Raw genomic sequence first — 23,313 nt, forward strand, 5'->3', positions numbered from 1 at the left:
TTCGTATCATTTAATAAATACCACTAAACTAAATCAACGATGTGCGTTATAAAAAATTACTAAAAGCTCCCGGCTTATTTTCTTCAAAATGATACCATTGAAACTATTTCAGAATTATTTTTAATTAGAAAACGAACCGATAATTTTAATTTTAAAGTCTAATGTTTCTAATATTGAAATCACTTTTTTTAATTCATCATTTAAACCTCTGTCAGCTTGGACAAAAAATCGATATTTTCCAAGTTCTGTTTTTAAAGGTCGTGATTCTATCCATGATAAATTAATATTAAATAATGCAAATGTATTTAATATGCTGGCTAATAGGCCGGGTTTATCGGACTGAGGTGTTATAACAAGTATGGTCTGACTGGTATACGGTTTAAAATGATTATGATTTTTGATGATTAAAAAGCGTGTTGTGTTATGCGGATAATCTTCAATATTTGATGCTAAGGCCTTAAATCCTAGTCGTTCTCCACTGCCCAGTGGTGCAATTGCTGCAGTCGTCGATGTAATTTTATCTAAACTCTGAATAGTACTATCGACATAATCGTAATTAAAACCATGTTGGTGTATAAAGTTACATGTTTGACTAATCGCTGGTGCAATCGAATAAACGGTAGAAATATCAGAAAGTGATGTATGGGGCAATGCATATAATCCAAAGTGAATGTTTATGATAATTTCCCCGTGGGCAAAAATATCTTGTTGTGCTAGTGCATCTGCAACCATATTAATCGTCCCTTCGATAGAATTTTCGATAGGAACGATTCCCATATCTTCTTTATTATTTACTACAGCTAAAATAACCTCAAGCAAGTTGGACTGTGCACACCGATCAATTGATGGCTCTGAGACGATTTGTTGGCTTGCTAAAAAAGAAAAAGTGCCCTTTGGACCTAAATAATGTAATTTCATAGTTGACCCCCATATGCGTGTTTAATGGAAAGGGCAAGATGTTGTTTTGTTCTTTTTATAATAGAAATTTGGATCTTTCATCTCATTATTAAAACCATGGTGATAGTTATCAGTTAAAGTTGGCGATAATGGCGGTGCCAGCCAGGACCACTTACCAGTCACTTGGCGTTCTGCTTGAGCTTCCTTTTGTTGAAAAAGTTCAAACTGTTTAGAAGCCGTTAAGTGATCAACAATTGAAACGCCTTGCGATTTGAATGAATGATAGACCGCATAATTCAATTCAACTAATGCCCGATCTTTGTTGAATGTATTATTTTTTAGTGTATCAAAATTGAAAGCATCTGCAACTTTTTCTAATAAATTATAGCGATAAGAATCAGTAAAATTTCGAACTGCAATTTCAGTGACCATATACCAGCCGTTAAAAGGAGCGCAGGTATATGTGATGCCACCGATAACTAAGTTCATATTTGAAATAATAGGAACGGCATACCATTTTAAATTAAGTGCTTTTAATTTAGGGTAATGCTCATGTATAATATCAACTTCTTTCACAAGTTCAGAAGGAAGTTCATGATATGTTACACGCTTCCCAGGAATTTGAAAGATTAATGGTAACACATCAAAATCTGTATGATTACCTTTCCATCCTAAGTGTTGTGCTAGACGAGTCACGTCTCGTTCTGCAGGGTCACCCATGTCATCGTATCCAGCATAGCGAATGATTTGATTGTTGAAAATTTTAGGTGGGTTTTCCGCTGAAAAAATAGTAATTGTAGGTTTTATTTTTCCGCCATTTGTTGCTAAAGATAAATGCTGATGGATTGAATTTATAAAGGACGATTCATCTTGAACATCTCTCGCATCAATAACGTTTAACGATTCCCAAAATAGTCGGCCGATACAACGATTTGAATTTCTCCATGCCATTTTGGCACCATACGTTAATTCTTCTAATGTATGTGTATAAATACCAGATTCTTCAATTTCTTGCTCTATTTGTAGTATACGAGCATTCATTTTAGTTTGTGAATATTTTAATTCTTTATACATAGTTTGGATAAATTGTATGGCTTTTTCCCTTAACATATGCTCACCTCATCACCATTATAATGGAGAGCTATTAAAAGGCCATAAAAAAGATTACATTGTCACTAATTTGTCTTTTAAAGCAGATCACATAAAGTATGTATTAAACAACTAAATTATTCTGAATGTTTGAATTATGATAAAATATATAAAAAGATCGATTGGAGAGAGTCTTGTGTATCAATATAGTGATGATAGTTTAATGTTGCATAATGATTTATATCAAATAAATATGGCAGAAAGTTATTGGCATGACGGCATACATGAGCGAATGGCAGTTTTTGATTTGTATTTTAGAAATATGCCATTTGATAGTGGTTATGCAGTATTTAATGGTTTGAAACGGGTAATTCAGTTTGTGGAAAATTTTAAATTTACAGATTCAGACATTGCTTATCTTGCATCTATAGGTTATCAGGAAGACTTTTTAGAATATTTAAAGCAATTAAGATTTACTGGCCATATTCATGCGATGCAAGAAGGAGAGCTTTGCTTTGGAAATGAACCCATGTTAAGGGTGGAAGCGCCTTTAATTCAAGCACAATTGTTGGAAACAGAATTACTGAATATCATCAATTTTCACACTTTAATTGCAACGAAAGCCAGTCGTATTCGTCAAGTAGCCCCGAACGATGTATTAATGGAATTTGGAACTAGACGTGCACAAGAATTAGATGCTGCTTTGTGGGGAGCTAGAGCTGCTTATATTGGAGGATTTAATTCAACGAGTAACGTGCGTGCGGGTAAGCTATTCGGTTTGCCAGTTTCAGGTACACATGCGCATGCGTTAGTACAAACATATGGGGATGAATATACGGCATTTAAAAAATACGCTGAACGACATAAAGATTGTGTCTTTCTTGTTGATACATTTCACACATTGAAGTCAGGTGTACCAACTGCGATTAAAGTTGCTAAAGAATTAGGAGATAAGATTAATTTTGTTGGTATACGTTTAGATTCTGGCGATATTGCTTACTTGTCTAAAGAAGCACGTCGAATGTTAGATGAAGCTGGTTTTCCTAATGCTAAGATAATTGCTTCAAACGATTTAGATGAACAGACTATTATGAGCTTGAAATCCCAAGGTGCATGTGTAGATTCTTGGGGTGTAGGTACAAAATTAATCACTGGTTATGATCAGCCAGCTTTGGGTGCGGTATATAAACTTGTTGCCGTTGAAAATAATGAAGGCCAATACGTTGATCGCATTAAATTATCTAATAATGCAGAAAAAGTAACGACACCCGGTAAGAAAAAAGTATACCGCATCATTAATAAGAAAACAGGGAAATCGGAAGGGGATTATATAACGTTAGAACACGAAAATCCTAATAATGAGAGTCGATTAAAAATGTTTCATCCGGTTCATACTTATAAGATGAAATATATTAAATCATTTGATGCTATTGATTTACACCATGTAATCTTTGAACAAGGTAAACTGGTTTATGATTTACCTTCTGAAGATGAGGCGCAAGCCTATTTAACAAAAGCATTATCTCAATTGTGGGATGAAAATAAACGTTATTTAAATCCCCAAGAGTATCCCGTTGATTTAAGTACAGCATGTTGGGAAAATAAACATAAACGTATATTTGAGGTTGCTGAGCACGTGAAAGAGATGGAGGAAGAAAATGACTAAGTTACAAGATATCATTGTTAAGGAAATGAAAGTTAAAAAAGAGATTAATGAAGCAGAAGAAATTGAAAGTATTAAGTCATTTATTAAAAATTATGTACTATCACATTCATTCATCAAAAGTTTAGTTCTTGGCATATCTGGTGGACAGGATTCAACGTTAACTGGTAAACTCGCACAGCTAGCTGTAGATGAATTAAACGCAGAAGGTCGTAAATGCGAATTTATTGCGGTTAAATTACCGTATGGTGTGCAAAAAGATGCAGTTGAAGTTGACGATGCAATCGCGTTTATTCAACCTGATAAAGTAGTGACTGTAAATATCAAGCCTGCTGTAGATCAAAGTGTTACTTCTCTACAAGAAGCGGGTATCAAGTTAACAGATTTTCAAAAAGGCAATGAAAAGGCAAGAGAGCGCATGAAAGTACAGTTTTCCATCGCATCTCATACGCAAGGCATTGTTGTTGGTACGGATCATTCTGCGGAAAATATTACCGGCTTTTTTACTAAATATGGTGATGGTGCTGCAGATATTGCGCCAATTTTCGGTTTGAATAAACGTCAAGGACGCCAACTCTTAGTCTTCTTACATGCACCCAAACATTTATATGAGAAGGTTCCTACTGCTGATTTAGAAGATGATAAACCGCAATTACCAGACGAAGAAGCGTTAGGTGTAACTTATAATGATATAGATGATTATTTAGAAGGAAAAGATGTATCTGAGGCAGCTCGTCAAACAATTGAACGTCATTATATTAGAAATGCTCATAAAAGAGAACTGGCTTATACACGATATAGCTGGCCCAAAAGTGATATGAATACTGAAAGTTAATAAAAAACTAGTGACAAAAATCAGTTTGGCTGATAAAATAATCTGGATTTGATGAATGAAAAGAGGAATTTTATGTCTGCAATTGCACAAAACCCATGGCTCATGGTATTTGCTATTTTTATTATTAATGTGTGCTATGTGACATTCCTAACCATGAGGACGATTCTAACACTAAAAGGATATCGATATGTTGCTGCAGTCGTGAGCTTTTTAGAAGTATTAGTCTATGTCGTAGGTTTAGGATTAGTAATGTCAAGTTTAGATCAAATACAAAACATTTTTGCATATGCGCTGGGCTTTTCTGTTGGAATTATCGTTGGTATGAAAATAGAAGAAAAGTTAGCGCTAGGTTATGTTGTAGTTAATGTAACCTCTGGTGAATACGAACATGATTTGCCGAATGAATTGCGAAATTTAGGCTATGGTGTGACACACTACGCAGCTTTTGGACGCGATGGCAGTCGTATGGTGATGCAAATATTAACTCCACGCAAATATGAGCTTAAATTAATGGATACCATAAAAAATCTAGATCCTAAAGCATTTATTATTGCATATGAGCCTAGAAATATACATGGTGGTTTCTGGACGAAAGGTGTACGTAAACGTAAGTTAGCAGCTTATGAACCTGAAGAATTAGAAAGTGTTGTGGATTATGAAATTCCAAGTAAATGACAATGAAACAATAACTGAATGTATACAACGCATGCGCTCTGACGGATATATACCAATACGTCGAATTGAAAAGCCTATATTTCAAGAGCTTGCTGACGGTAGCATAGAAGTATTAAAACAGGAAGTCATTTTTATAGGAAAGAAATTGAATACAGATTAGTTCTATTAAGATAAACAGTTTGGAACATCTTTATAATTTAGGCTATCAACTATATATTTGCAGTAGTTGGCTGGATTGAAAACACGCTGATACCAAGCTTTTTTCAATTCTAGTCAACCATATCGGGGCGGGAATACGAATTCATAATGAATTCTGTCCGGCTCCTTTTTTTGTGGTAAAAATGTTGATAGTAATTGTTTTCGTATTCAGATTATCATAGAATATGAAAGTAAGGAAAAACTTTATACATTTACTTGAAATTTTGATAAGCTAAGGTTGAAGTGATTAAAAAACGAACTTTTTCGTTTTATTTCGTATTATTGTACAGTTTTAATGTAAGTCATTCATCAAATTACTAGTGATAGGAGTTAAAAAAATGATAGAGCGCTATTCAAGAGAAGAAATGTCAAAGATATGGACAGATCAAAATCGTTACGAAGCATGGTTAGAAGTAGAAATTTTAGCTTGTGAAGCATGGAGTGAATTAGGATATATTCCTAAAGACGATGTTAAAAAAATTCGCCAAAATGCAAAAGTAGATGTCAATCGGGCTAAAGAAATAGAGGAACAAACACGTCATGATGTTGTTGCCTTTACAAGACAAGTTTCAGAAACACTTGGAGAAGAAAGAAAATGGGTGCATTATGGACTCACTTCAACTGATGTCGTAGATACAGCGTTAAGTTACGTCATTAAACAAGCCAATGATATCATTGAAAAAGATTTAGAAAGATTTATAACTGTTCTAGCTGAAAAAGCTCAAAAATACAAATATACCTTAATGATGGGACGTACACATGGGGTGCATGCTGAACCTACAACTTTCGGTATCAAAATGGCACTATGGTATACGGAAATGAAACGTAACTTAAAGCGCTTTAAAGAGGTGCGCAAAGAAATTGAAGTAGGGAAAATGAGCGGTGCTGTTGGTACATTTGCGAATATCCCTCCTGAAATTGAAAGCTATGTGTGTAAGCACTTAGGTATTGACGCAGCGCCAGTTTCAACACAAACATTACAACGGGATCGTCACGCATATTATATTGCAACGCTAGCGCTTATAGCAACGTCTATGGAAAAATTTGCAGTAGAGATTAGAAACTTACAAAAAACAGAAACACGTGAAGTTGAAGAAGCATTTGCCAAAGGACAAAAAGGCTCTTCTGCTATGCCACATAAACGCAATCCAATCGGATCAGAAAATATCACTGGCATATCTCGCGTAATAAGAGGCTATATTACAACTGCATATGAAAATGTACCTTTATGGCATGAACGTGATATATCACATTCTTCTGCTGAACGTATTATGTTACCTGATGTTACTATTGCATTAGATTATGCGCTTAACCGTTTTACAAATATTGTAGATAGACTAACTGTTTATGAAGATAATATGAGAAATAATATTGATAAAACATTTGGTCTTATATATTCGCAACGTGTATTATTAGCACTTATCAATAAAGGAATGGTAAGAGAAGAAGCTTATGATAAAGTACAGCCAAAAGCAATGGAATCATGGGAAACGAAAACACCGTTCCGCGAATTAATTGAACAAGATGAAACAATTACAAATGTATTATCTAAGGATGAATTAGACGAATGCTTTGATCCAAAACACCATTTAAATCAAGTGGATACAATTTTTAATCGTGCTGGTTTAGAATAACTCCTTAACTTCTTGCGTATATTTGACTACACTTTAATCATTTAGTACGTTAAAATGAGATTAAATATTGAAAATGAGTCTAGGGGTTGTTAACGATGCAAATTGAAAAATTACGTGGGAAAGCATTAGATGAATTATTTGATGCAATACTCACTCTTGAAAATAGAGAAGAGTGTTATCAATTCTTCGATGATTTATGCACCGTCAATGAAATACAGTCATTATCGCAGCGATTACAAGTAGCTAAAATGATAAAGCAGGGTTATACCTATGCAACGATAGAGCAAGAATCGGGCGCATCAACTGCAACGATTTCACGTGTAAAACGCTCATTACAATGGGGTAATGATGCATATACAATGATTCTTGACCGATTAAATATTAAGACAAAAGAATAGTGTTACAACATGGCTGGGACAATGATTTTGTCTCAGCCATGTTTGACGTAATGATAATCGAATTTATTTGGCATAATAGTTTAGAAATGAGAATAAAAAATGATATAATTTAAGGTATGTTAAAAAAGGAGATACTTGTATGTATGATTTAAAAGAATGGCGCCATGTATTTAAATTAGACCCTGCAAAAGTTATTAATGACAGCGATTTAGATGCAATTTGTATGTCCAACACAGACGCAATTATTATTGGTGGCACAGATAATGTAACAGAAGATAATGTATTGCATTTAATGAGTAGAGTACGTAGATATCCTATTCCTTTAGTGTTAGAAATTTCCAATATTGATAGCGTTATGCCAGGATTTGATTTTTATTTCGTGCCTACAGTATTAAATAGTGCAGATGTTAAATATCAAAATGGTATGTTACATAAGGCATTAAAACAATATGGACATGTTATCAATTTTGATGAACTGTTTTTAGAAGGCTATATCGTACTTAATCCAGAAAGCAAAGTAGCTGAAGTAACACAAGCGCAAACAGCTTTAAATGAAGAAGATCTCATTGCTTATGCTCAAATGGTTGATCAGCTATATCATTTACCAATCATGTATATAGAATATAGTGGTATTTATGGTGATGTAGAAAAAGTTAAGTCAGTAGCTGAAACCTTGACTAGCACGCAATTATTTTATGGTGGCGGTATATCTACGTTGTCAGAAGCACAGCAAATGGCCAATTATGCGCATACAATTGTGGTTGGAGATTTAATCTATACAGATATTAAGCAAGCATTGAAAACAGTAAAAATTAAGAAGGAGTTTCAGTAATGAATTCATTAGTTGCAAATATGAACGACGAACAAAGCGAAGCCGTGAGAACGACAGAAGGGCCACTTTTGATTATGGCTGGTGCTGGCTCAGGTAAAACAAGAGTGCTTACGCATAGAATTGCATATTTATTAAATGAAAAAGGTGTTTCGCCATATAACATACTAGCAATTACGTTTACCAATAAAGCAGCTAAAGAAATGAAGCAACGTGTTGAACAATTAGTCGGTGAAGAAGCATCAGTTATCTGGATGTCAACATTTCATTCGATGTGTGTCAAAATTTTACGTAGAGATGCTGATCGCATTGGCATCGAACGAAATTTTACTATAATAGACCCGACAGATCAAAAATCAGTCATTAAAGATGTATTAAAAAATGAAAATATTGATAGTAAAAAATTTGAACCACGTATGTTTATATCAGCAATAAGTAATTTAAAAAATGAATTAAAGACACCCGACGATGCTCAAAAAGAAGCGAATAATTATCACGAACAGATGATTGCTACTGTTTATAGTGGTTATCAACGACAATTATCTCGTAATGAAGCGCTTGATTTTGATGATTTAATTATGACTACAATCCGGTTATTTGAGCGTGTTCCAGATGCATTAGAATATTATCAAAATAAATTTCAATATATCCATGTAGATGAATATCAAGATACCAATAAAGCTCAATATACATTAGTGAAAATGTTAGCCAGTAAATTTAAAAATTTATGTGTAGTAGGTGATTCAGACCAATCAATTTATGGTTGGCGTGGCGCAGATATTCAAAATATATTATCTTTTGAAGAAGACTATCCTGAAGCTAAAAGCATCTATTTAGAACAAAATTATCGTTCAACGAAAACAATACTTAATGCAGCAAATGAAGTGATTAAAAATAATACTGAACGAAAGCCTAAAGGACTTTGGACAGCCAATACCAATGGTGAAAAAATTAAGTATTATGAGGCCATGACCGAGCGAGATGAAGCAGAATATGTCGTGCGCGAAGTCATGAAACATCAGCGCAATGGCAAAAGCTATGGCGACATTGCAATTTTATATCGTACAAATGCACAGTCACGTGTCCTAGAAGAAACATTTATGAAATCAAATATTCCTTATACTATGGTTGGTGGTCAAAAGTTCTATGACAGAAAGGAAATTAAAGATTTACTTAGTTATTTGAGAATCGTAGCAAATAGTAATGATGATATTAGTTTACAACGTATTATCAATGTTCCAAAAAGAGGTATAGGACCATCTTCTGTTGAGAAAATTCAGGCATATGCATTACAAAATAATATCAGTATGTTTGATGCATTATCAGAAGCGGACTTTATCGGACTTTCTAAAAAAGTAACACAAGGATGTATACAGTTTTATGATTTATTACAGAATTTGATTAAAGAACAAGAATTTTTAGAAATCAGTGAAATTGTAGAAGAAATATTAGAAAAAACAGGTTATCGCGCTATGTTAGAACGAGAGCAAACGATAGAATCACGCAGTCGTTTGGAAAACCTTGATGAATTTATGTCAGTGCCTAAAGACTATGAAGAAAATACGCCACTTGAAGAACAATCTTTAATTAATTTCTTAACAGATTTATCATTAGTAGCAGATATTGATGAAGCACAAATTGATGATGGCGTAACAATGATGACAATGCACTCGGCTAAAGGCCTTGAATTTCCTATTGTATTTTTGATGGGAATGGAAGAATCATTATTTCCTCATATTAGAGCGATTAAAAGCGATGATGATCATGACATGCAAGAAGAACGACGAATTTGTTATGTGGCTATAACACGTGCAGAAGAGCAGCTTTATATTACTAGAGCTACAAGTAGAATGCTGTTCGGACGCTCACAATCTAATATGCCATCCCGTTTCCTAGAAGAAATACCTGAAGATTTATTAGAATTACCAAACCAAGATAAACGTCAAACCATTGCACCTAAGTCAAAATCTATGGTAAAACGTGGCTATAGTAAACGAGTTACTTCTCCTAAGAGAGAGGTTAAGTCATCGGATTGGCATGTTGGAGATAAGGTCATACACAAAGCATGGGGCGAAGGTATGGTTAGTCATGTTAATGAGAAAAATGGCTCTGTAGAATTAGATATTATATTTAAGTCACAAGGTCCTAAACGCTTGTTAGCTCAATTTGCACCGATTGAAAAAAAGGAGGATTAAATCATGGATAATTTGCAACATCGTGTCAATGAATTACATGATTTATTAAATCAATATAGTTATGAATATTATGTTCAGGATAACCCCTCTGTTCCTGACAGCGAATATGATAAGCTTCTTCATGAATTAATCCAAATTGAAGCGGATCATCCTGAGTATAAAACGACTGATTCTCCAACGGTGCGTGTTGGCGGTGAAGCCCAATCTTCATTCGAAAAGGTTAGACATGATACACCAATGCTTAGTTTAGGTAATGCCTTTAATGAAGAGGATTTAAAGCGTTTTGATCAACGCATTCGTGATCACATAGGTGAGGTAGAATATATGTGTGAGCTGAAAATTGACGGTTTAGCAGTATCTTTAAAATATGAAAACGGAAAATTTGTGCAAGGATTGACGCGTGGAGACGGTACGACTGGAGAAGATATTACTGAAAATTTAAGAACGATCCATGCTATCCCTTTGAAATTAAAAGAGCCATTAAACTTCGAAGTACGTGGTGAAGCATATATGCCTAGAGCTTCATTTATGTCCTTAAATAAACAAAAAGAGAAAAATAACGAACAACCGTTTGCAAATCCAAGAAACGCTGCTGCAGGCTCGTTGCGGCAATTAGATTCAAAGTTGGCAGCTAAACGAAAGTTAAGTGTATTTTTATATAGTGTCAATGATTTCTCTGATTTTAATGCAACAACTCAAAGTGATGCTTTGGATGAACTGGATCGCTTAGGCTTCAAAACGAATAAAGAACGTGAGTGTGTGAGTGATATTGATGGTGTATTGGCGTACATTGAAAAATGGACTGTGAAACGTGAATCATTAGCTTATGATATTGATGGTATCGTGATTAAAGTTAATGATTTAGCACAACAAGAAGAGATGGGTTACACGCAAAAATCGCCTAGATGGGCAATTGCATATAAATTTCCTGCTGAAGAAGTAGTTACACGGCTGTTAGACATTGAATTAAGCATAGGAAGAACCGGAGTAGTAACACCTACGGCTATTCTAGAACCAGTTAAAGTGGCCGGAACCACAGTTTCACGTGCATCATTGCATAATGAAGATTTAATACATGAGCGTGATATTCGCATTGGAGATAGTGTTGTTGTGAAAAAAGCAGGAGACATTATTCCAGAAGTGGTAAAAAGTATTATCGAGCGGCGCCCCAATGATGCCGAAACGTATCATATGCCAACGCATTGTCCTAGCTGCGGACATAAGTTAGTAAGAATTGAAGGTGAAGTAGCTTTACGCTGCATCAATCCAAAATGCCAGGCTCAACTGGTTGAAGGACTTATTCATTTCGTATCTAGACAAGCTATGAATATTGATGGTTTAGGAACGAAAATCATCCAGCAACTCTATCAGCATGAATTGATTAAAGATGTTGCAGATATTTTCTATTTAACTGAAGAAGATTTATTACCCTTAGAACGCATGGGTAAAAAGAAAGTAGAGAATCTATTACAAGCTATCGACAAAGCTAAATCTAATTCTTTAGAACATTTACTTTTTGGTCTTGGTATTCGTCATTTAGGTGCCAAAGCAAGTTATGTTTTGGCTGAAAAATACGAGACGATAGAACGTTTGTTAACTGTTACCGAAGATGAACTTATAAGCATTCATGATATTGGTGACAAACTTGCGCAATCTGTCGTCACATACTTAGAAAATGAAGATATTCAATCATTGATTTCTAAATTAGCTAACAAAGATGTTAATATGACTTTTAAAGGGGTAAAGATTTCAGAATTAGCTGGTCACCCAGAGTTTCAAGATAAAACAATTGTATTAACGGGCAAACTAGAACAGATGACTCGTAAAGAAGCGGCTGATTGGCTTCAGTTACAAGGTGCAAAAGTGACCAATAGTGTAACTAAAAACACAGATTTAGTTATTGCAGGTGAAGATGCAGGGTCTAAATTAACAAAAGCACAGAAGTTTGGTACTGAAATTTGGTCAGAAAGTGACTTTATTAGCAAGCAAACGGAAATAATGGAGTAGAGGAGAACGGCGATGAAGCGGACAATAATTTTATTGATTTCAGTATTATTTATATTAGCGGCTTGTAGTAACGGTAATCAAGATGATAGAAAAGATAAATCAGCCGATCATCCAAACAGTGCGAATCAAATTGCGACTGATAAAGATGTACAGGGTGATAACTATCGTACCTTACTCCCATTTAAAGAAAGCAAAGCGCGTGGTATTTTACAGGATAATATGACGAATGGATATAATGGAGAAGATTTTGAGAGAGGGCTGTTGAATTTAAGCAAAGACGTCTTTTCAACTGACAAGTATTTATACCAAGATGGTCAATATCTATCGAAGTCTACAATTAATGCATATCTTGAGCCTAAATTTACTAAAGATGAAATTGACAAAATGAGTGAAAGCGAACAAAAGGATAAAAATGCAAATGAGAATTTAGGCCTTAATCCATCACATCATGGAGAAACAGATAAAGCTAAAATTGCTAAAAAATCTCCTGCATATTTATCGAATATACTAGAACAAGATTTTTATGGCAACAGGGATAAAAAAGGTTCAAATATTAAAGGAATGACTATTGGACTAGCAATGAATAGTGTTTATTATTACCAAAAGGAAAAAGATGGAGAAACATATAGTGAAAATTTAGATGACAAAGAAATTGAGAAACAAGGTAAATCCATGGCATCTGAAATACTATCTCGTTTACGTGCAAACGAAGACTTGAAAGATATACCGATTCATTTTGCTATCTATAAACAATCTGGTCAAGACTCTATTTCTCCGGGAAGCTTTATCGCACAAACAACTGCAGATGATGGTCAAACTACGATCAATCATTGGAAGTCCATTAATGAAAAAACAGTCTTATTGCCTTCAGATGATGCAGATAAGTTAAACGAGACATTAAACAATAACTTTAAGCAATTTAATAATAATTTACAGTCATATTTTACAAACTTTACTCAAGCAGCAGGTAAAGTGAAATTTGTAGATAAAAAACCACGTCAACTTACAGTAGATTTACCTATAGATTATTATGGGCAAGCTGAAACGATTGCAATCACTCAATATGTTACTGAACAAGCTAATAAATATTTTGATAACATCGATAGTTACGAAATACGTATTAAAGACGGTAATACTTCAAGAGCTTTAATCAGTAAATCAAAAGATGACAAAGAGCCACAAGTGCATATTTATAATAACTAGTAACTTTTTTAAAGGCGGAAGAACTTATATTAGTTCATATCCGCCTTTTGTTTATTTAAATAAGTTTAGGGAAATGAATCAAATACACCATTATTAAGTGAATAACTTTAATGGTTATTATTTCACATTGTATTAAATAAATTTAATGAGATAGGTTGGGTTTTATGGAATTAAAACATTTAAACATGGTAGTTAGAGATGTACAAAAGGCTAAAACATTTTTCGAAAAATATTTCGATATGACATGTTTTGTTAACGCGGGTAAACAGTTCGTGGCTATGCATGATGAAAATCATTTTGTCTTTAATTTGATTTATGGCGATGATTTTAAATATCCTAAAGAATTGCACATTGGTTTTCCGCAAAAAAGTATTGAAGATGTCGATGCGATGTATGAACGACTTACGAAAGATGGTTATGCTTCTGAAGAACCAACCTATACGCATAATGCTTATACATTTTACTTTATGTCTCCAGCAGAATTTACAATTGAGATATATCATGATGTTAATCAAGAGACGAAGTTAAAGATGCCTGATTATTTTAAAGAATAGGCGCCACAATTTATGGAATTATATCAACAATAGTGTTAAATTATCTAGTGAAAAACACACTCTAAAAGTTAGACTAACGTTTACCTTTTAGGGTGTGTTTAATTAAATTAAAAAATCATATGCTAAATAAATGATGCGGTATTAATTATATCGTGATATTACAATTGCATTACTCCATGCTAGATAATATTTGACTAGCAAGCCACAATGAACAACATGATGAAAAAGATGCAATTGGTGTCATTAGACACAAATAATTCAGCATATCCAAGATGAAATTGTAAGTCTTATATTATCTTTATATTTAAATATAACGCGCAAATGTTTTACATTTACTTTTCACGGATTATGGTTTTGACTTTTTCAATATCTTTATTGACAAAATCTCCAGGTTTCTGTGTTAATAAACTGACAACATAAGTTACTATAACACTAGTTAAGAATCCAGGGATAATTTCGTATATACCGAAAATTTCATTGATTGTTGCCAAAGGTTTGATCCATACAATCCAAATAATAACGACTACCGCACCAGCAATCATGCCACTTAGTGCGCCGGTACGCGTTAAGTTTCTCCAATAAAGAGAATATAACACTAAAGGACTAAACGCAGCACCGAAACCGGCCCAAGCATTTCCAACTAAATTAAGAATTGTATCATTTGGAGACCATGCGATTGCTAATGCCACAATTGCGACAATTAGTACCGATAATCTACCTACAAGAACAAACTCTCGTTGATGCTCAGCAGCATGTTTCTCCCCACGAATTAATTTATAAAAATCCTCTGTTAGTGAACTAGAAGTAACTAATAATTGAGATGAAATGGTGCTCATAATCGCCGCTAAAATTGCAGCTAATAAAAAGCCACCAACAAGTGGATGAAATAAAATTTGACTCATGACGATAAATAGTGTTTCTGGATCTTCCATTTTGATATGATTATCAGAAATAAAAGCAATACCTGTTAACCCCACACCGACAGCGCCTAATAAACCAACAGCCATCCAACTAATTCCTAGGCGACGTGCTTTAGGAAGCAATTGATGTGATTTTATTGACATAAAACGTACGATAATATGTGGTTGACCAAAGTATCCTAATCCCCAAGCAAAAAGGGAAATAATTCCTAAAGTTGTTGTTCCACGAAATAAGTCTAAATTTGTTGGTTTCATTTCAGCAACACGATTGAAAGTATCCCATCCATTAAGTTGCATCATAGCAACAATTGGTACCATGACCATTGCAATTAGCATAATAACGCCTTGGAAAAAATCAGTAATTGATACCGCTAGATATCCTCCGAAAAACGTGTAAGCAATAACAATGACGGCTACTAGAAGCAAACCGATATGATAATTTAGTCCAAAAGCACTTTCAAACAGTTTGCCACCAGAAACAAATCCGGAATGCGTGTATAATGTGAAAAATATAACGATGATTAAACCAGAGAATATTTTTAGGATGTTATTTTTATCATTTAATCTATTTTTAAAAAAATCTGGAAGTGTGATAGCGTCCCCAGCTATTTCGGTATAAACTCTAAGCCTCGGTGCAACAATAATATAATTAAGATAAGCGCCAAGTGTTAGTCCGATTGTTATCCAAATAGCAGATAATCCAGTGCTATAGACAGAACCTGGAAGTCCCATAATCATCCAGCCACTCATATCTGAAGCACCTGCGGATAATGCAGTTATGTAAGGGCCAATGTTTCGACCACCCAACATGTATTCACTAATATTATCTGTTGCTTGTCTGTAGCCATAATATCCGATAATCAGTAAAATAATAAAGTAAATGGCAATCATAATATACGTTTGCCAGTCTGTTTGCACTTGATTTTGCAATGTAGAACCCAATAATAACATATGAAGAACCCCCTTTATTTTTAGTTACATGTAATATTATACAATATGATGAATGAGATAGAGAAGATAAATTTTATGCCTTCTAAATTTTTAAGGAATATAAGTTTTTAATAAGGTATTTTAAGTATAGATTTTATATTCAGAATTTTTAAATTAATGAATACTATGCTATTAAAATTCTGGATTTTGTATATGTAACTAGGATAATGGCATAAATATCATAAATGAGTAACATTATTTTAATGCTTTTAGACATAAAAGGGATAATGATGTATTGCTGAGCTAATTCACACATTACCGAACGTTACATTTTTCAATAGTTATTTATGTTAAGAATGTACTTAAATCAATTTCTTAAATCCAGATTAATCCTAATACTAACGGTCTATATAGTTTTTTAATTTAATAGCCTTAAACCAAAGTAAGTTGGGCTGTGGCACCGAAAGCTTTATTATAAAATAAGATTTTTGTCTTGCTCCCGTGTAATGTAATAAATATTTAGATTTTTGTGTCGAAATTTGATACAATTTTATGATGAATGAGTAATAAGGAGGCTTTTAATTTAATGACAAAGGTAACACGCGAAGAAGTTGAACATATCGCTAACTTAGCAAGACTTCAAATTTCTCCTGAAGAAACTGAAGAAATGGCAACAACGCTTGAAAGTATTTTAGATTTTGCAAAACAAAATGATAGTGCAGCTACTGAAGGTGTTGAGCCAACATATCACGTTTTAGATTTACAAAATGTGTTACGTGAAGATAAAGCTCAAGAGGGTATTCCTCAAGAACTTGCATTAAAAAATGCAAAAGAAACAGAAGATGGTCAGTTTAAAGTTCCAGCCATCATGAATGAGGAGGACGCTTAAGATGAGTATTCGATATGAATCAATTGAGAATCTACAACAATTAATTAAAGATAAAAAAGTTAAACCATCAGATATTGTTAAAGATATTTATGATGCAATTGAAGAGACAGATCCAACGATTAAATCGTTTTTAACTTTAGATAAAGAAAATGCAGTTAAGAAAGCACAAGAATTAGATCATTTACAAGATAAAGACCAAATGGATGGAAAGCTCTTCGGTATACCAATGGGGATTAAAGATAATATTATTACTGAAGGTGTAGAAACAACTTGTGCTAGCAAGATGTTAGAAGGATTTGTTCCAATTTATGAATCAACAGTAATGAATAAATTAAAGCATGAAAATGCAGTATTAATCGGTAAATTAAACATGGATGAATTTGCTATGGGAGGTTCAACCGAAACGTCTTACTTCAAAAAAACGGTCAATCCCTTTGATCACACGGCCGTACCGGGTGGATCATCAGGTGGTTCTGCTGCGGCTGTAGCAGCAGGCTTAGTACCATTTAGTTTAGGTTCTGATACTGGGGGATCAATTAGACAACCAGCAGCATATTGTGGCGTAGTTGGTATGAAACCTACTTATGGTCGAGTATCTCGTTTTGGTTTAGTAGCATTCGCTTCATCATTAGATCAAATTGGACCTATTACGCGTAATGTTAAAGATAATGCCCTCGTGCTAGAAGCTATTTCAGGCGTTGATGCACACGATTCAACTAGTGCGCCTGTAGATGATGTTGATTTCACTTCAGACATTGGAAAAGATATAAAAGGTCTTAAAGTAGCGTTACCTAAAGAGTATTTAGGAGAAGGTGTCAGTGAAGATGTTAAATCATCAGTTAAAAATGCTGTAGAAACACTTAAATCATTAGGTGCTGAAGTAGAAGAAGTATCATTACCTAATACAAAATATGGTATTCCTTCATATTATGTTATCGCATCTTCAGAAGCATCAGCTAACTTGGCTCGTTTTGATGGTATCCGCTATGGTTATCACTCAAAAGAAGCGCAAACATTAGAAGAGCTATATAAAATGTCTCGTTCCGAAGGTTTTGGTGCTGAAGTAAAACGTCGTATTTTCCTTGGGACTTTTGCATTAAGTTCTGGATATTACGATGCATATTATAAAAAATCGCAAAAAGTAAGAACATTAATTAAAAATGATTTTGATAGAGTATTTGAAGATTATGATGTTATTGTGGGTCCTACTGCGCCAACAACTGCTTTCAATTTAGGTGATGAACTAGATGATCCACTAACAATGTATGCAAATGACTTATTAACGACACCGGTAAACTTAGCTGGCTTACCAGGTATTTCTGTTCCTTGTGGACAATCCAATGGACGACCAATTGGCTTACAATTTATTGGTAAACCATTTGATGAAAAGACGTTATATCGTGTTGCTTATCAATATGAAACACAATACAACCTACATGACGCATACGAAAATTTATAAGGAGTGGAAATAATGCATTTTGAAACAGTTATCGGACTTGAAGTTCACGTTGAGTTAAAAACAGATTCTAAAATGTTCTCTCCATCACCCGCACATTTTGGGGCAGAACCAAACTCAAATACCAATGTAATTGATTTAGGATATCCGGGTGTCTTACCTGTTGTTAATAAACGTGCTGTTGATTGGGCAATGCGTGCATCAATGGCTTTAAACATGGATATTGCAACAAATTCTAAATTTGATCGTAAAAACTATTTCTATCCAGATAATCCAAAAGCGTATCAAATTTCACAATTTGATGAACCAATTGGTGAACATGGATATATTGATATTGAAGTAGATGGAGAAACAAAGCGTATTGGCATTACGCGTTTACACATGGAAGAAGATGCTGGTAAATTATCACACAAAGACGGCTATTCATTAGTCGATCTTAATCGCCAAGGTACGCCATTAATTGAAATAGTTTCTGAGCCTGATATTCGCTCTCCAAAAGAAGCTTATGCGTATTTGGAAAAATTACGTTCAATTATTCAATATACAGGTGTGTCAGATTGTAAAATGGAAGAAGGTTCATTACGTTGTGACGCCAATATTTCATTACGCCCATATGGGCAAAAAGAATTCGGTACTAAAACGGAATTAAAAAACCTTAACTCATTTAACTATGTTAGAAAAGGTTTGGAATATGAAGAAAAACGTCAAGAAGAAGAATTGCTCAATGGTGGTGTCATTGGACAAGAGACACGTCGTTTTGATGAGTCTACAGGTAAAACAATATTAATGCGTGTTAAAGAAGGTTCAGATGATTATCGTTACTTCCCAGAACCGGATATCGTTCCATTGTATGTTGATGACGCATGGAAAGAACGTGTACGACAAACCATTCCTGAACTACCAGATGAACGTAAAGCAAAATATGTCAAAGAATTAGGTTTACCAGAGTATGATGCACACGTGTTAACACTTACAAAAGAAATGTCTGATTTCTTTGAAGGTGCTGTAGCACAAGGTGCAGATGTGAAGTTAACATCTAACTGGCTCATGGGTGGCGTAAATGAATATTTAAATAAAAATCAAGTTGATTTAGAAGAAACAAAGTTAACACCTGAAAACTTAGCAGGTATGATTAAACTTATTGAAGATGGCACAATGAGCAGTAAAATTGCGAAAAAAGTTTTCCCTGAATTAGCTGAAAATGGTGGAGACGCAAAACAAATCATGGAAGACAAAGGTTTAGTGCAAATTTCAGACGAAGCAACTTTATTGAAATTTGTTAATGAAGCATTAGATAATAATCCACAATCAGTTGAAGATTATAAAAATGGTAAAGGTAGAGCGATGGGCTACTTAGTTGGTCAAATTATGAAAGCTTCAAAAGGCCAAGCGAATCCACAAATTGTCAATAAGTTATTGAAACAACAATTAGATCAACGCTAATATTATTTTCACAAACATGTGAAGTAATATTCATAGATTTATGCAATAGCTATAATATGAATATGTGAAGCGGCCACCTTTATAATATAAAAAAGAGTATGAGAACGCATAATGTCTTACTAAGCATTATGCGTTCTTAATCTATTGTAAAGTTAAATAAATGAAAACTTAATATTTGGTCAATAAAGTCAATTTAAAATTAATAATATTTACGATGTTAGACATAAATACTTTTAACTCCTGAATAAATCATTTAATATAAAGTATGAGTATAAAAAGTAGAGGGATAAACTATGAGAAAACGTGCAAGAATAATTTATAATCCTACATCAGGTAAAGAATTATTTAAAAGAACGTTACCAGATGTATTAATTAAATTAGAACGTGCTGGCTATGAAACGAGCGCTTATGCTACAGAACGTGTAGGTGATGCGACACTTGAAGCTGAACGTGCGTTAGCGTGTAACTATGATATGATTATTGCTGCTGGTGGGGACGGTACATTGAATGAGGTTGTCAACGGGATTGCAGAACAACCAAACAGACCAAAGTTAGGTATTATTCCTATGGGTACGGTTAATGATTTTGGTCGAGCTTTACATTTACCAAATGATATCATGGGAGCATTAGATGTAATCATAAATGGACATACTACAAAAGTAGATATAGGGAAAATGAACAACCGCTACTTTATTAATTTAGCTGCTGGCGGAAAAATTACTCAAGTGTCATATGAAACACCAAGTAAGCTAAAATCCATAGTTGGGCCTTTTGCATATTACATTAAAGGTTTTGAAATGCTTCCGCAGATGAATGCTGTAGATATAAGAATTGAATATGATGATGAAGTCTTTCAAGGAGAAACACTGTTATTTTTGTTAGGTTTAACCAATTCAATGGCAGGATTCGAAAAACTTGTTCCTGATGCTAAGTTAGATGATGGTTATTTCACTTTAATTATTGTTGAAAAGGCTAATTTAGCAGAATTAGGGCACATTATGACACTTGCTTCACGTGGGGAACATACCAAACATCCGAAAGTTATTTATAAAAAAGCTAAATCAGTCAATATTTCTTCATTTACTGAGATGCAATTAAATGTGGATGGTGAATATGGTGGAAAATTACCAGCCAATTTTCTAAATTTAAAACGCCATATTGAAGTGTTTACACCAAAAGACATACATAATGAAGAATTGACGGCAGATCAACAAGTTAAAAGTAGTATTAATGATAATCAAACAACAACTAGGGAAACATTTAACGATAATGAAAATAATAAGGTTGAATAGTTAGTTGAAGAGGTTGAGGTCTAGTTTGTGGACATAGGGTGTAAGCCACACATCTATATTAAACGACTTAAACCTCTTTTTCATGTGGGGTGAAGATGTGGAAGAAATAAACAAAAATGACATTAGAATCGGTAACGTCATTGATTTAACACACGAAGGGCATGGCGTAGTGAAAATTGATCGTTATCCAATATTTATTCCTAATGTCTTAATAAATGAAGAAATTAAGTATAAAGTTATTAAAGTAAAGAAGAATTTTGCAATAGGTAAATTACTTGAGGTAAATAAAGCGAGTCATCATAGAGTTGACCCTCCTTGTGTTTATTATTGGAAATGTGGAGGCTGTCAATTACAGCATATGAGTTATGAAGCGCAACTTGCAATGAAGAAAGAACAAGTTGTTAATCTTTTTCATAGAAAAGGGCAATTTACTGATACAGTAATCAATGACACTATTGGAATGGATAATCCTTGGCGCTATCGAAATAAGTCGCAAGTACCAATTGGTCAAGATAAAATGAACCATAAAATTATGGGCTATTACCGTCAAAGAAGCCATGATATTATCGATATGGATAGTTGCCTTATCCAAGATAAGCAACACCAAGATATTATGAATCATGTTAAAAAATGGATAAATGAATATCATATCAGTATTTATAACGAGCGGACAAAGAAAGGCGTTTTACGACACTTGGTGATACGCACTGGGCATTATACAGATGAAATCATGGTAATCTTTGTAACGAATGGTTCTAAATTTAAACACGCCAATATGCTGGTGGAACAGTTAAAACAAGCTTTTCCGAACATTACGAGTATCAAACAAAATATTAACAATAGTCATTCCAATGTAATTATGGGTCAGCAGTCGGCGACTTTATATGGGAAAGACAAGATCGTTGATCAATTAAGTGATATTACGTTTAAAATTAGTGATCAATCATTTTATCAAATTAATTCTAGCCAAACTGAAAAGCTATATCAAAAGGCTATTGATTATGCGCAATTAGATGGGCAAGAAATTGTACTTGATACGTATTGTGGTATAGGTACAATTGGCTTATATATGGCACCTGTAGCCAAACATGTCTATGGAGTTGAAGTAGTACCCTCTGCAATTAAAGATGCGCGCCAAAATGCACTAGTTAATGATTTACACAACACTACATTTGTGTGTGGTAAAGCGGAAGACGTCATTATGGATTGGCAACGTGAGGGTATCCAACCAGATGTTGTAATGGTAGATCCGCCTAGAAAAGGGTGTGAGGCGCAATTTATTCAAACATTGCTTGATTTAAATCCTGAACGAATTGTTTATATTTCATGCAATCCATCCACACAACAGCGTGACGCACATATGTTAGCTACGCAATATGATTTAAAAGAAATTACACCCGTAGACATGTTTCCACAAACCACACATATTGAGACGGTTGCTTTATTTAAAAAGAAACAGCATAAATAGAATAATTGGTAAATACTTTGTAAAATAATAATTTTCTATTTGTGTTACTTTTTAAGTATTTGACTGGATTATTAAATTCATATTACAGTCAACTTACTTTTTTGAAAAAACCTTTTGAGCATGGAATTAAAGTTGTATACTATAGATGACTTTAATGCACAGGAGGTCGAAGTGATGCACAAAATTGATTTAACTAACGGTATATTAAAGCCATACAGATTTGTTTGTCTTCAATTGGTGGTTATCATGTTTATGATATTGCTGACATATAAATGGGCGTTTACATTTACTCAAGTGATTGAACAAAGTATATTAATTAATGTGACTTTCGGCATAATTGGATTTTTAGTTATGTTAATCGTGCATAAATTAATTCATAAAATGATGTACTTTATTTTGTCAAAAGGCGATAGAATTCACTTCGACTATAAAAAAGGTTTACTCGTCAGTCAAACTTCGGATAAATATTTGAATATTTATCAATTTACAATCACAATGATTGCTCCACTTATTATAATAACAGCTGTTTTACTTATTATTTTTAACTTCTATGCTTATTCTTCAATTATTTTTATTAGCAGCATACATATTGGATACTGTCTTATAGATTTATATTTAGTAGGCACTGCATGGAGTAATCGCTTCAAATATATTCAAAATACAAATGACGGTCTCTATATGTATTATAATCGACCTTACTATTTTAATAACCAGTGTAAATAATATAGTATCTCAGTA

Annotated in this window: 20 protein-coding genes; 17 read left to right on the top strand and 3 right to left on the bottom strand. The window is 33.8% G+C overall.

The features are described from left to right. Window positions 1-120: 120 nt before the first annotated feature. The gene (locus tag HMPREF3267_RS06640) at window positions 121-918 is read right to left on the bottom strand and encodes a prephenate dehydratase (RefSeq protein ID WP_062077833.1); all 798 of its coding nucleotides are present in this window, start codon (window positions 916-918) and stop codon (window positions 121-123) included. Window positions 919-939: 21 nt separating this feature from the next. Continuing rightward, window positions 940-2,007 carry a nitric oxide synthase oxygenase gene (locus HMPREF3267_RS06645; protein ID WP_037544418.1) on the bottom strand — a complete coding sequence of 356 codons (1,068 nt, stop codon included), beginning with the start codon at window positions 2,005-2,007 and terminating at the stop codon, window positions 940-942. 175 nt (window positions 2,008-2,182) lie between these two features. On the opposite strand from HMPREF3267_RS06645, the gene HMPREF3267_RS06650 reads away from it, so the two are divergent. From HMPREF3267_RS06650 to HMPREF3267_RS06700, 11 genes are all read left to right on the top strand, one after another. Beyond that, window positions 2,183-3,652: a nicotinate phosphoribosyltransferase gene (locus HMPREF3267_RS06650; RefSeq protein WP_070823810.1), complete on the top strand. Its 1,470-nt coding sequence runs from the start codon at window positions 2,183-2,185 to the stop codon at window positions 3,650-3,652. Further along, window positions 3,645-4,484, top strand: a complete 840-nt coding sequence (nadE, locus tag HMPREF3267_RS06655) for an ammonia-dependent NAD(+) synthetase (protein WP_070823809.1) — start codon at window positions 3,645-3,647, stop codon at window positions 4,482-4,484. Before HMPREF3267_RS06650 ends, nadE begins: the two co-directional genes overlap by 8 nt. A gap of 72 nt (window positions 4,485-4,556) precedes the next feature. Continuing rightward, window positions 4,557-5,159 (top strand): DUF2179 domain-containing protein, encoded by a 603-nt coding sequence (locus tag HMPREF3267_RS06660; RefSeq protein ID WP_002477940.1) that lies wholly within the window; start codon window positions 4,557-4,559, stop codon window positions 5,157-5,159. Then, complete coding sequence (locus HMPREF3267_RS06665) at window positions 5,140-5,319, top strand: NETI motif-containing protein (protein WP_012990796.1); 180 nt, start codon at window positions 5,140-5,142, stop codon at window positions 5,317-5,319. The genes HMPREF3267_RS06660 and HMPREF3267_RS06665 overlap by 20 nt, the downstream gene beginning before the upstream one ends. Window positions 5,320-5,695: 376 nt before the next feature. Continuing rightward, entirely contained in the window at window positions 5,696-6,991 is a 1,296-nt protein-coding gene (gene purB, locus HMPREF3267_RS06670; protein WP_002477941.1) for an adenylosuccinate lyase, read from the top strand. Between the two features lie 95 nt (window positions 6,992-7,086). After that, on the top strand, window positions 7,087-7,389 hold the full coding sequence (locus HMPREF3267_RS06675; RefSeq protein ID WP_002461369.1) for a YerC/YecD family TrpR-related protein: 303 nt from the start codon (window positions 7,087-7,089) through the stop codon (window positions 7,387-7,389). Window positions 7,390-7,528: 139 nt separating this feature from the next. Then, a complete protein-coding gene (locus tag HMPREF3267_RS06680; RefSeq protein WP_002477942.1) occupies window positions 7,529-8,221 on the top strand; it encodes a heptaprenylglyceryl phosphate synthase in 693 nt (230 codons plus the stop codon). Beyond that, window positions 8,221-10,413 carry a DNA helicase PcrA gene (gene pcrA / locus HMPREF3267_RS06685; RefSeq protein WP_037544414.1) on the top strand — a complete coding sequence of 731 codons (2,193 nt, stop codon included), beginning with the start codon at window positions 8,221-8,223 and terminating at the stop codon, window positions 10,411-10,413. Before HMPREF3267_RS06680 ends, pcrA begins: the two co-directional genes overlap by 1 nt. Window positions 10,414-10,416: 3 nt before the next feature. After that, window positions 10,417-12,420 carry an NAD-dependent DNA ligase LigA gene (gene ligA / locus HMPREF3267_RS06690; RefSeq protein ID WP_070823808.1) on the top strand — a complete coding sequence of 668 codons (2,004 nt, stop codon included), beginning with the start codon at window positions 10,417-10,419 and terminating at the stop codon, window positions 12,418-12,420. A 12-nt stretch (window positions 12,421-12,432) separates the two neighbouring features. After that, window positions 12,433-13,623 carry a CamS family sex pheromone protein gene (locus HMPREF3267_RS06695; RefSeq protein WP_002492732.1) on the top strand — a complete coding sequence of 397 codons (1,191 nt, stop codon included), beginning with the start codon at window positions 12,433-12,435 and terminating at the stop codon, window positions 13,621-13,623. A gap of 164 nt (window positions 13,624-13,787) precedes the next feature. Continuing rightward, complete coding sequence (locus tag HMPREF3267_RS06700) at window positions 13,788-14,177, top strand: VOC family protein (RefSeq protein WP_002461363.1); 390 nt, start codon at window positions 13,788-13,790, stop codon at window positions 14,175-14,177. Window positions 14,178-14,509: 332 nt separating this feature from the next. Here the strand turns inward: HMPREF3267_RS06700 and putP are convergent, their stop codons facing one another. Continuing rightward, window positions 14,510-16,048, bottom strand: coding sequence for a sodium/proline symporter PutP (gene putP / locus HMPREF3267_RS06705; RefSeq protein WP_037544409.1), 1,539 nt, complete (start codon window positions 16,046-16,048; stop codon window positions 14,510-14,512). A gap of 565 nt (window positions 16,049-16,613) precedes the next feature. Here putP and gatC point away from each other — a divergent pair. The 6 genes from gatC (at window position 16,614) to HMPREF3267_RS06735 (ending at window position 23,298) form a co-directional block, all read left to right on the top strand. Further along, on the top strand, window positions 16,614-16,916 hold the full coding sequence (gatC, locus tag HMPREF3267_RS06710; protein ID WP_002477947.1) for an Asp-tRNA(Asn)/Glu-tRNA(Gln) amidotransferase subunit GatC: 303 nt from the start codon (window positions 16,614-16,616) through the stop codon (window positions 16,914-16,916). Between the two features lies 1 nt (window position 16,917). Continuing rightward, entirely contained in the window at window positions 16,918-18,375 is a 1,458-nt protein-coding gene (gene gatA / locus HMPREF3267_RS06715; protein WP_002461359.1) for an Asp-tRNA(Asn)/Glu-tRNA(Gln) amidotransferase subunit GatA, read from the top strand. Window positions 18,376-18,387: 12 nt separating this feature from the next. Then, window positions 18,388-19,815, top strand: a complete 1,428-nt coding sequence (gene gatB, locus HMPREF3267_RS06720) for an Asp-tRNA(Asn)/Glu-tRNA(Gln) amidotransferase subunit GatB (protein WP_002461357.1) — start codon at window positions 18,388-18,390, stop codon at window positions 19,813-19,815. Between the two features lie 293 nt (window positions 19,816-20,108). Continuing rightward, window positions 20,109-21,107 (top strand): diacylglycerol kinase, encoded by a 999-nt coding sequence (locus tag HMPREF3267_RS06725; protein WP_002477949.1) that lies wholly within the window; start codon window positions 20,109-20,111, stop codon window positions 21,105-21,107. A gap of 82 nt (window positions 21,108-21,189) precedes the next feature. Next, window positions 21,190-22,575, top strand: a complete 1,386-nt coding sequence (gene rlmD / locus HMPREF3267_RS06730; RefSeq protein WP_002477950.1) for a 23S rRNA (uracil(1939)-C(5))-methyltransferase RlmD — start codon at window positions 21,190-21,192, stop codon at window positions 22,573-22,575. 174 nt (window positions 22,576-22,749) lie between these two features. Beyond that, window positions 22,750-23,298 carry a DUF3267 domain-containing protein gene (locus tag HMPREF3267_RS06735; RefSeq protein ID WP_002477951.1) on the top strand — a complete coding sequence of 183 codons (549 nt, stop codon included), beginning with the start codon at window positions 22,750-22,752 and terminating at the stop codon, window positions 23,296-23,298. Window positions 23,299-23,313 lie beyond the last annotated feature (15 nt).

It is taken from the genome of Staphylococcus sp. HMSC62D11 (genome assembly GCF_001839145.1).
In the GTDB taxonomy this organism is placed as follows: Bacteria; Bacillota; Bacilli; order Staphylococcales; family Staphylococcaceae; genus Staphylococcus; species Staphylococcus lugdunensis.

What these genes read in the sequence shown, in the direction of transcription:
- rlmD (WP_002477950.1), top strand. Translation starts at nt 21,190, where the DNA reads ATGTGGGGTGAAGATGTGGAAGAAATAAACAAAAATGACATTAGAATC.
- HMPREF3267_RS06660 (WP_002477940.1), top strand. Translation starts at nt 4,557, where the DNA reads ATGTCTGCAATTGCACAAAACCCATGGCTCATGGTATTTGCTATTTTT.
- HMPREF3267_RS06675 (WP_002461369.1), top strand. Translation starts at nt 7,087, where the DNA reads ATGCAAATTGAAAAATTACGTGGGAAAGCATTAGATGAATTATTTGAT.
- HMPREF3267_RS06680 (WP_002477942.1), top strand. Translation starts at nt 7,529, where the DNA reads ATGTATGATTTAAAAGAATGGCGCCATGTATTTAAATTAGACCCTGCA.
- nadE (WP_070823809.1), top strand. Translation starts at nt 3,645, where the DNA reads ATGACTAAGTTACAAGATATCATTGTTAAGGAAATGAAAGTTAAAAAA.
- pcrA (WP_037544414.1), top strand. Translation starts at nt 8,221, where the DNA reads ATGAATTCATTAGTTGCAAATATGAACGACGAACAAAGCGAAGCCGTG.
- gatC (WP_002477947.1), top strand. Translation starts at nt 16,614, where the DNA reads ATGACAAAGGTAACACGCGAAGAAGTTGAACATATCGCTAACTTAGCA.
- gatB (WP_002461357.1), top strand. Translation starts at nt 18,388, where the DNA reads ATGCATTTTGAAACAGTTATCGGACTTGAAGTTCACGTTGAGTTAAAA.
- gatA (WP_002461359.1), top strand. Translation starts at nt 16,918, where the DNA reads ATGAGTATTCGATATGAATCAATTGAGAATCTACAACAATTAATTAAA.
- HMPREF3267_RS06665 (WP_012990796.1), top strand. Translation starts at nt 5,140, where the DNA reads ATGAAATTCCAAGTAAATGACAATGAAACAATAACTGAATGTATACAA.
- HMPREF3267_RS06725 (WP_002477949.1), top strand. Translation starts at nt 20,109, where the DNA reads ATGAGAAAACGTGCAAGAATAATTTATAATCCTACATCAGGTAAAGAA.
- HMPREF3267_RS06645 (WP_037544418.1), bottom strand. Translation starts at nt 2,007, where the DNA reads ATGTTAAGGGAAAAAGCCATACAATTTATCCAAACTATGTATAAAGAA.
- HMPREF3267_RS06640 (WP_062077833.1), bottom strand. Translation starts at nt 918, where the DNA reads ATGAAATTACATTATTTAGGTCCAAAGGGCACTTTTTCTTTTTTAGCA.
- ligA (WP_070823808.1), top strand. Translation starts at nt 10,417, where the DNA reads ATGGATAATTTGCAACATCGTGTCAATGAATTACATGATTTATTAAAT.
- putP (WP_037544409.1), bottom strand. Translation starts at nt 16,048, where the DNA reads ATGTTATTATTGGGTTCTACATTGCAAAATCAAGTGCAAACAGACTGG.
- HMPREF3267_RS06735 (WP_002477951.1), top strand. Translation starts at nt 22,750, where the DNA reads ATGCACAAAATTGATTTAACTAACGGTATATTAAAGCCATACAGATTT.
- purB (WP_002477941.1), top strand. Translation starts at nt 5,696, where the DNA reads ATGATAGAGCGCTATTCAAGAGAAGAAATGTCAAAGATATGGACAGAT.
- HMPREF3267_RS06700 (WP_002461363.1), top strand. Translation starts at nt 13,788, where the DNA reads ATGGAATTAAAACATTTAAACATGGTAGTTAGAGATGTACAAAAGGCT.
- HMPREF3267_RS06695 (WP_002492732.1), top strand. Translation starts at nt 12,433, where the DNA reads ATGAAGCGGACAATAATTTTATTGATTTCAGTATTATTTATATTAGCG.